Annotated in this window: 7 protein-coding genes; 6 read left to right on the plus strand and 1 reads right to left on the minus strand. The window is 41.4% G+C overall.

Annotated features, from left to right (window positions below; genetic code table 11):
• Nucleotides 1–7 precede the first annotated feature (7 nt).
• From H6G26_RS38960 to H6G26_RS38975, 4 genes are all read left to right on the plus strand, one after another.
• Nucleotides 8–907 (plus strand): sigma-70 family RNA polymerase sigma factor, encoded by a 900-nt coding sequence (locus H6G26_RS38960; protein ID WP_347242593.1) that lies wholly within the window; start codon nt 8–10, stop codon nt 905–907.
• 33 nt (nt 908–940) lie between these two features.
• A complete protein-coding gene (locus tag H6G26_RS38965; protein WP_347242592.1) occupies nt 941–1,276 on the plus strand; it encodes an HNH endonuclease in 336 nt (111 codons plus the stop codon).
• 24 nt (nt 1,277–1,300) lie between these two features.
• Nucleotides 1,301–1,549, plus strand: coding sequence for a hypothetical protein (locus tag H6G26_RS38970; RefSeq protein WP_190737155.1), 249 nt, complete (start codon nt 1,301–1,303; stop codon nt 1,547–1,549).
• A 512-nt stretch (nt 1,550–2,061) separates the two neighbouring features.
• The gene (locus tag H6G26_RS38975) at nt 2,062–2,493 is read left to right on the plus strand and encodes an Hpt domain-containing protein (protein ID WP_190737157.1); all 432 of its coding nucleotides are present in this window, start codon (nt 2,062–2,064) and stop codon (nt 2,491–2,493) included.
• A 499-nt stretch (nt 2,494–2,992) separates the two neighbouring features.
• Here H6G26_RS38975 and H6G26_RS38980 read toward each other — a convergent pair whose 3' ends face one another.
• Nucleotides 2,993–3,130: a hypothetical protein gene (locus H6G26_RS38980; protein ID WP_190737159.1), complete on the minus strand. Its 138-nt coding sequence runs from the start codon at nt 3,128–3,130 to the stop codon at nt 2,993–2,995.
• 236 nt (nt 3,131–3,366) lie between these two features.
• Between H6G26_RS38980 and H6G26_RS43535 the strand changes: the two genes are divergently transcribed.
• Nucleotides 3,367–3,588: a hypothetical protein gene (locus tag H6G26_RS43535; protein WP_242054319.1), complete on the plus strand. Its 222-nt coding sequence runs from the start codon at nt 3,367–3,369 to the stop codon at nt 3,586–3,588.
• Nucleotides 3,589–3,850: 262 nt separating this feature from the next.
• Entirely contained in the window at nt 3,851–4,066 is a 216-nt protein-coding gene (locus H6G26_RS43540) for a CopG family transcriptional regulator (RefSeq protein WP_242054320.1), read from the plus strand.
• The last annotated feature ends 399 nt before the right edge of the window (nt 4,067–4,465 follow it).

A 4,465-nucleotide genomic window follows, 5' to 3' on the forward strand; every position in this document is an offset into this window, starting at 1 on the left:
TCCTTTAATAGCAAGGGTTTCAGCGTTTTTAAATTTAGCCTATTTTTTCGTCAAGATCCTTATCCAGCAAGGGTTTCAGAAATACCGTGCGTTCGCCCTGGCACTTCGACTCAACCGACAACCAACCGCAAGAGAAGTAGCTACCTCACTTGGGCAAAGCGAAGCTGAAGTGGAGTCAATTCTTCATCAAGGGGAACGAGCAAAGCAGAAAATGGTGACTGCTAACCTACGGCTGGTGGTGGCGATCGCTAAAAAGTACCAGAACCGAAACTTAGAATTTCTTGATCTGATCCAGGAAGGTACACTCGGTTTATACCGTGGCGTTGAAAAGTTTGATCCAAACAAGGGCTACAAACTTTCAACTTATGCCTATTGGTGGGTCACTCAATCAATCACACGTGCGATCGCAGAACAATCAGGAACTATTCGTTTGCCTATTCATATCAACGAAAAACTGAATAAAATCAAGAAAATACAACGGGAATTATCCCAGTCGTTGGGTCGAAAACCAACTGTAGTAGAAATTGCTGAAGAATTAAAGGTTAAACCAGAGCAGGTTCGAGAATATATTCAAGCAGACCGAAAGTTAGTTTCGCTAGAAATGCGCGTTGGGAATGAACAAGAAACAGAATTAAGCGAACTTTTAGCTGACGAAAAGATTTCCCCTTTGGAAGAATTAAATTCTTCACTGATGCGCCAGAATATTAAAGAGTTGCTAGCATCCTTAGCTCCAATACAACGAGAAGTACTAACTCTACGTTTCGGGCTAGAAAATGACCATCAACTGAGCCTAACTCAAATTGGAGAACGCCTTAACTTAAGCCGAGAAAGAATTCGCCAGCTTGAACATAAAGCACTTTCTATTCTTCGCCGTCAAAAAAGTGATATTAAGGAGTATCTTAATTAATTAGAATGATTTAGTTCTACCCTGAAATAAAATATGAGTCGAACTCGCTACTCTCCTGATTGGAAACAAATTGCTACTGCTGTAAAGAATTCTTCTGATTGGCGTTGCTCTCGTTGCGAACGCCCTTGTCTGCGCCCAGGTGAAAAGCCACCAGAATTAACTTTGAGTCAGCGTCGGGTTTATAACCTTCAGGTACATCACTACAATTTCGATCCGTCTGATAACCGTTTAGAGAACCTTGCCCCGTTGTGCAGTAGCTGCCTTTCTTCCCTTACCACCGATTCAGACGAGGCAATATTTCACCTGGGCAATTATCACTCTTTTAGGGATAATACACCTTTCATAAATTTGAAGAAAAACTATTATTAAGAAGTAAGGCCATTTTATTAGCCGATGCCCAGCAAAACTATTGAAGTCCGAGAGTACACCGTCAGAGCGCACAAGCGGGAAATTCATACTCGCGTTTTCAACTTCGTATGTAAGCAGTGTGAGCAACCCACACAACGAGAAACCTTTGGTGTGCGACCTCTATATTGTGAGCAATGCCGTCCGCCACAAGCACCCAAGAAATCAGTAGTTCCTCTCAAGAAGAGAAAACCCAGAGCTATGAATTACTTGAGTGGCAAAGACATAGCAGGATAATTTGTTGTCTCAAGGTTTTGAGTGAGCGCACGAAAGTGAGTGAAGCAGTGCGCTCATTCGCTTAACCTAACTCAAAGTGGTAAAAAGTAACAAGAATGAATGTCACTCTCAATACGGTTCGGTTAAAGGGGAAAGGTTTTGAATACATCGTTAACAGCTCCTTTTTCCAAACTGCCCCCTTGCGTGCCTCAATCAAAAAAATTCTTAACCAAAGGGTATTGGCAGTTGACCAATCTACACCGTACCCAAGCTTCAGCCCCGGCAATTGAAACCTTTAATTCTCTTTAACAAAGATTGCCTCTACCTTTGCTTAATCAGTTATGCAGTGTACGCAGCATATCTATTTACACCTAAGCGCCATGACAATCGCTCGACACAGCTTGAACAGGCAATGCAAAAGAATTTGGACTGTGACAAAAATTTGCGGTTTCAAGCAAATAGTCCGTTATTATACAATTGACACTGAGTATTGAAAATGTTTTATATAGAACAAGCAGTATATTTTTAGACCTATGAGCTACAGAACTAGTCATCCAAGTGATACTCAAGCGCTCGAAGAAGTTGTGGAAAAGTTTGGGATTCCCAATTTACAACTGGTAATTGATTTGCGTATTTTACAAGATTTACGAACTATGTTAGACAGCGATGGTGATCAGTTTGTTGCCGAGTTGATCAATATTTACTTAACAGATAGCCCACTGAGAATGCAGATGATTAAGGATGCTGCCGCCAAGGGTGAGCGAACAAAATTACAAAAAGCATCTCACGATTTGCGCTCTCCTAGCGTAAGTATTGGTGCAGCGAACTTGGGAAAGATGTGTGAAAGTTTAGAAATTGCTGCCGAGAACCAATTATGGGATGAACTATTTCAAATAATTAATCAAATAGAGAGCGAATACAAAAATGTCGTAAAGTTTCTTCAAAGTTTAATATTTAATATTTGACAACTCTATATATCAAAGCTGGCAGATTGATTTAAACTGGAAGGCAACGTAGTTCAATGCATTCTTGGAGCGATCGCTTGCTTTGGGCAATCGAGCAGATCACTCCTGTGTGGATGTGAAGGGGTGATGATGCTTGCAAAGTAAAGAATGGCAACCAACCAATGATTTACACGCATCTGTCTGGGTTACATCGGGGGGTCTTGATAAGCTAATCGGCACTGAAGTTGCATAAGAAGAAGAAACCTTCGCGTTAAAGGTGCGCGTTACCTGGTTCAAGAAATACGTGGATCAGCTAGTGGCGGTTGGAGTAACAATCCCTCAATTATCTCCTGCCCGACGGTAGGTATGCCATTGGACAGAAATCTGTCGGCTTTTCGTAGCAGCACAATGTAATATCTGCGATTGCCTTCGGCACTGCCCCGAATGGCGATCGCCTGATTGGAAACAAATTGCTACTGCTGTATCCGCTTGAGAGGTTAATAAATCTAGTATTAGAGGATTATTCTTGGGGTAAAAATGCCTGCACCATCCGAATTGCGTCAAAGGTGTTGGCATTCGTCGTGGAATCAAGTAACTCACGAGAAATGATAAGAATATTTACATCCTTGTCTAGATATACGCCAGCATTATTGATCAAAACATCTAACCGAGCAATGACATAAAGTGTCCTTGTTTCAAGCCCAGGACTGAAGCCGTGGGTACACTTGCGACTTGGTCTGACGGCGATTCAGGTTAAACATAGAGGCGGAACTAGTGATTGGGAAGGGTAGTTTTAGCCGCAAAACCCTTTGATTTTCGCAATAAGCGCATAAAATTGTGAGAAAATTGACCTCGTAATTTATGCCAAATTTTGAATTGCTCAAAGTCAATTTTATGAAAAAGAACTATGTTCTCCTGACTTTAGCCTCATTGATTTGCACTGCTGCGCCTCAAAAAGCTCTAGCAGATGAGGTTTGGAAAACGGAAGAATATAAAGTGGTTTATCAAGAAGATCGTAATAAAACTGCCGTGTGGCGTTATGGTCGCGATGGAGTAATCTTCATTGATGGTTTAGCAGGAGTGTTTAACGACCGAGGTTCAAACAATGGCTATTGAGTACAAAAGTCTTCATCGGTACGTTGCGATACCTATAGAGAAGGGGCAGATGGGAAACCTAACTACCATTGGGGCAGATTTAAAGTCACTTTCATTGATTCGAAATTCCCCTCCGGTTGGAAAGCTGATATTAGCCTTTGTGATCGCGATTTTGTGATGACTTTAAACGGTACACCTGTTACACAGTAATCAGCAAGCTAAAACACTTGCAACTGTTTGGTGCTTCTAAAGACTTATGGTAAATAACTTATTAGAGCAAGTCATGAATAAAAAATGGGCCGTCAAACGAATCACGCTAAATCTCGCATCAGTTGAAAGCGAAAAGCTTGAGCAGTATTGTGCAATCACGGGTAGACCGGCAACTGATGTGATTCGGGAATTGATTCGCTCTCTTGAACAAGAGTCTTTTATGGAGGGAGCAGGGAGCAAAAGGGATAGTTCAAGCGAAGATTCAACTTTGCGTGAACAGGAACGCTAACCCTGGCTTATTGAGATATTACCTTTTCGTCTTCAGTAGGAAGAGAAAGAATTAATTCCCGAATTACATTAGTCGCTGATCTGCCAGTCATTAAGCAGTATTTTTCCAGGTTCTCTTCATCCTTTGGTGTGAGATCAATTGTAAACTGCTTAATAGCCCATTTTTTATTCATAAAAATATTAAACGAATTGGATTTTGCAACTACTTCAATAAAGCTATCGCACTAGTTAAAATTTGTGCCATAAACTCAGTCTGAATCGAATGGCACTAAGAAAAGCCGAAACGCTTGTGTATTAAACAGTTTGCAACTGCTTTCTTAATTCATGCCGGGGTTTGGTCATTAAGGGATAAGCTTTCGGGCGGCGTTTACGGACTCGTGGTTCGTTTCTAGCAGGACGG

It is taken from the genome of Nostoc sp. FACHB-888, from assembly GCF_014696655.1.
Lineage (GTDB): Bacteria > Cyanobacteriota > Cyanobacteriia > Cyanobacteriales > Nostocaceae > Nostoc.

Coding starts and splice junctions, on each gene's coding strand:
- H6G26_RS38965 (WP_347242592.1), top strand. CDS start 941: ATGAGTCGAACTCGCTACTCTCCTGATTGGAAACAAATTGCTACTGCT.
- H6G26_RS38970 (WP_190737155.1), top strand. CDS start 1,301: ATGCCCAGCAAAACTATTGAAGTCCGAGAGTACACCGTCAGAGCGCAC.
- H6G26_RS38975 (WP_190737157.1), top strand. CDS start 2,062: ATGAGCTACAGAACTAGTCATCCAAGTGATACTCAAGCGCTCGAAGAA.
- H6G26_RS43535 (WP_242054319.1), top strand. CDS start 3,367: ATGAAAAAGAACTATGTTCTCCTGACTTTAGCCTCATTGATTTGCACT.
- H6G26_RS43540 (WP_242054320.1), top strand. CDS start 3,851: ATGAATAAAAAATGGGCCGTCAAACGAATCACGCTAAATCTCGCATCA.